At 73.7% G+C, this 3,379-nt stretch carries 3 protein-coding genes; all 3 read left to right on the top strand.

The features are described 5' to 3' along the window. On the top strand, nt 1–985 hold a 985-nt coding region (locus tag CBZ_RS20120; protein ID WP_281274922.1), incomplete at its 5' end, for a lipid II flippase MurJ. Nucleotides 986–1,063: 78 nt separating this feature from the next. Next, nucleotides 1,064–2,734, top strand: a complete 1,671-nt coding sequence (gene pyrG / locus CBZ_RS20115; RefSeq protein ID WP_130783201.1) for a CTP synthase — start codon at nt 1,064–1,066, stop codon at nt 2,732–2,734. A 3-nt stretch (nt 2,735–2,737) separates the two neighbouring features. Beyond that, on the top strand, nt 2,738–3,337 hold the full coding sequence (locus CBZ_RS20110) for an NUDIX domain-containing protein (protein WP_130783200.1): 600 nt from the start codon (nt 2,738–2,740) through the stop codon (nt 3,335–3,337). Nucleotides 3,338–3,379 lie beyond the last annotated feature (42 nt).

The following is a 3,379-nucleotide window of genomic DNA, read 5'->3' as shown; positions in this document are numbered from 1 at the left end:
CGGGGTGCGGCTGCGGCCGACACTGCGGTTCCCGGCCGGGGTCGGACGACGCCTCGCGGCGCTCGCGTTCGCCGGGGTCGGGTCGCTCGTCGCGCAGCAGCTCGCGATGCTCGTCGTGGTCGTCGTCTCCTCGGCGCGCGGCGGCGGCGCCACGTTCTCCCTCTACCTGTGGTCGCAGCAGGTGTACCTGCTGCCGTACGCGGTGCTCGTCGTGCCGCTGGCGACGTCCACGTTCCCCCGGCTGGCCGCGCGTGCCGCCGCAGGGCGCCTCGGGGAGTACGCCGTCATGGCCTCCGCCACCACGCGCGCCGTGGTGACCGCCGCGGCGGTCGGGGCGGCCGCCGTCGCCGCCGCGGCGCCCGCGGTCGCCGACGTGTTCGGCGCGCTCACCGGCCGGGCCGGCTCCACGACCGCGATGTCGTCGACCATCACCCTGCTCGTCCCCGGACTCGTCGGGTTCGCCGCGATGTTCCACGCCTCCCGCGCGCTGTACGCGCTGGAACGGGGACGCGCCGCGGTCACCGCGAACGTCCTTGGCTGGGGCACGTCCGCGGTCGGCTCGCTCGTCCTCGGGGCGGTCCTCGTGCCCGACGGACGGGACCCGGCACGCACCCTGACGGCGCTCGCGGTCGCGAGCAGCGTCGGCATGCTCGTCGGCGGCACGGCCGCGGTCGTCGGGCTCGCCCGGGCCGCGGGACGCGAGGCCGTGGTCGGGCTCGCCCGGACCACGACGGTCGTCGTCATCGCCGGTGTGGTCGCGGCGGCCTCCGGCCGCTGGGTGGTCGACGCCGTCGAGACGCTCACCGGGACCGGCGTGTGGTCGGCGATCGGTGCGGCCGCCGGCGGAGCGGTCGTCGCGGTCGTCGTCATGGCCGGTGCCGTCGCGCTGCTCGACCGCCGGACCGTCACCCAGATGGTGCGGCTGGAGCGCGAGCCCGCACCGGAGGCCGGGGTGCCGGCCGCCGTGCCCGACCCGACGGAGTAGCCGTCCCGACGGATCGTGTCGGGACTCACCCCGTGCGCCTCTCGGGAGGACGCCGCGCGTCCGGTAAGATGGAAGCCCGTGACAGAGCGCGCGCATCGACTCTCCGGGCGGTCGGATTCCACGACCCGGCACATCTTCGTCACCGGGGGCGTCGCCTCCTCCCTCGGCAAGGGTCTGACGGCATCCAGCCTCGGCCGCCTCCTGCGATCACGTGGCCTGCGGGTCACCATGCAGAAGCTCGACCCGTACCTCAACGTCGACCCGGGAACGATGAACCCGTTCCAGCACGGCGAGGTCTTCGTCACCGAGGACGGCGCGGAGACGGACCTCGACGTCGGCCACTACGAGCGGTTCCTCGACGTCGACCTCGTCGGCTCCGCGAACGTGACGACCGGCCAGGTCTACTCGCAGGTCATCGCCAAGGAGCGTCGCGGCGAGTACCTGGGCGACACCGTGCAGGTCATCCCGCACATCACCGACGAGATCAAGACCCGCATGCGGTCGCAGGCGGACGACGACGTCGACGTCATCATCACGGAGATCGGCGGCACGGTCGGCGACATCGAGTCGCTGCCGTTCCTCGAGGCGGCCCGCCAGGTGCGGCACGACCTCGGCCGCTCGAACGTGTTCTTCCTGCACGTCTCGCTCCTGCCGTACATCGGCCCGTCGGGCGAGCTCAAGACGAAGCCGACGCAGCACTCGGTGGCCGCGCTGCGCAGCATCGGCATCCAGCCCGACGCGATCGTCCTGCGCGCCGACCGCGACGTGCCCGAGGGCACCAAGCGCAAGATCGCGCTGTTCTGCGACGTCGACGTCGAGGGCGTCGTCACCGCGAAGGACGCGCCGAGCATCTACGACATCCCGCGCGTCCTGCACTCCGAGGGCCTCGACGCCTACGTCGTGCAGCGGCTGGGCCTGCCGTTCCGGGACGTCGACTGGTCCGGGTGGGACGAGCTCCTGCACCGCGTGCACCAGCCCGCGCACCAGGTCGAGGTCGCACTGGTCGGCAAGTACATCGACCTGCCCGACGCGTACCTGTCGGTGACCGAGGCGCTGCGGGCGGGCGGCTTCCACCACGACGCGAAGGTCAGCATCCGGTGGGTCCGCTCCGACGACTGCCAGACGCCCGAGGGGGCGCGGCTCGCGCTCGAGGGCGTCGACGCGGTGCTCGTGCCCGGCGGGTTCGGGGTGCGCGGCATCGAGGGCAAGCTCGGCGCGCTGCGCTGGGCGCGCGAGAACCTCGTGCCCACCCTCGGCATCTGCCTGGGCCTGCAGTGCATGGTGATCGAGTACTCGCGCAACGTGCTGGGCCTCGACGGCGCGTCGTCGTCCGAGTTCGACGACGACCCGGCGCACCCGGTCATCGCGACGATGGCCGAGCAGCTCGCGATCGTCGGCGGCGCCGGCGACCTCGGCGGGACCATGCGGCTCGGCGCGTACGAGGCGAACCTCAAGCCCGGCTCGGTCGTCGCCGCTGCGTACGGCAGCGAGAAGGTGTCCGAGCGGCACCGGCACCGCTACGAGGTGAACAACGCCTACCGCGACAAGCTCGAGGAGGCCGGGTTCGTCATCTCCGGCACCTCGCCCGACACGTCGCTCGTGGAGTTCGTCGAGCTGCCGCGCGAGACGCACCCGTACTTCGTCGCGACGCAGGCGCACCCGGAGTTCAAGTCCCGCCCGACGCGCGCGCACCCGTTGTTCGCCGGTCTCGTCGGTGCGGCGCTCGCGCTGCGCAGCGACGAGGTCTGAGGGGTGACCGTCGCCGACCGGCACGCACCGCGTCCCGTCGTCTCCCACGAGGTCATCCACGAGGGCAAGGTGTGGGACCTCGCGGGTGACGTCGTGGACCTGGGGGAGTCCCAGGTGCTGCGGGAGTACGTCGCCCACCCGGGAGCGGTCGCGGTCATCGCGCTCGACGACGAGGACCGCGTGCTGCTGCTGTCGCAGTACCGGCACCCCGTGCGGCACGAGCTGTGGGAGCCGCCCGCGGGCCTGCTCGACGTCGAGGGCGAGGACCCCGCGCTCGCGGCGGCCCGCGAGCTCGCGGAGGAGGCCGACCTGGTCGCCGGCTCGTGGTGGCGTCTCGTCGAGTTCTTCACGAGCCCCGGCGGGTCGGACGAGCGCATCGTCGTCTTCCTCGCGCGCGACCTGTCGCCCGTGCCCGACGCGGACCGGTACCAGCGGGTCGACGAGGAGGCCACGATGGTGCCCGTGTGGGTGCCGCTCGACGAGGCGGTCGACGCCGTGCTCGACGGGCGCCTGCACAGCCCGACGACCGCGACGGGCGTGCTCGCCGCCGCGGCCGCCCGCAGCCGGGCGTGGTCGACGCTGGAGCCCGTCGTCCCGGCCTGACCGGACCGGTCCGGTCGCGACCGGCACGGCCGAGGCGGGGGG

Source organism: Cellulomonas biazotea (assembly GCF_004306155.1).
Lineage (GTDB): Bacteria > Actinomycetota > Actinomycetes > Actinomycetales > Cellulomonadaceae > Cellulomonas > Cellulomonas biazotea.
This window is presented reverse-complemented; position numbering and strand designations above follow the sequence as displayed.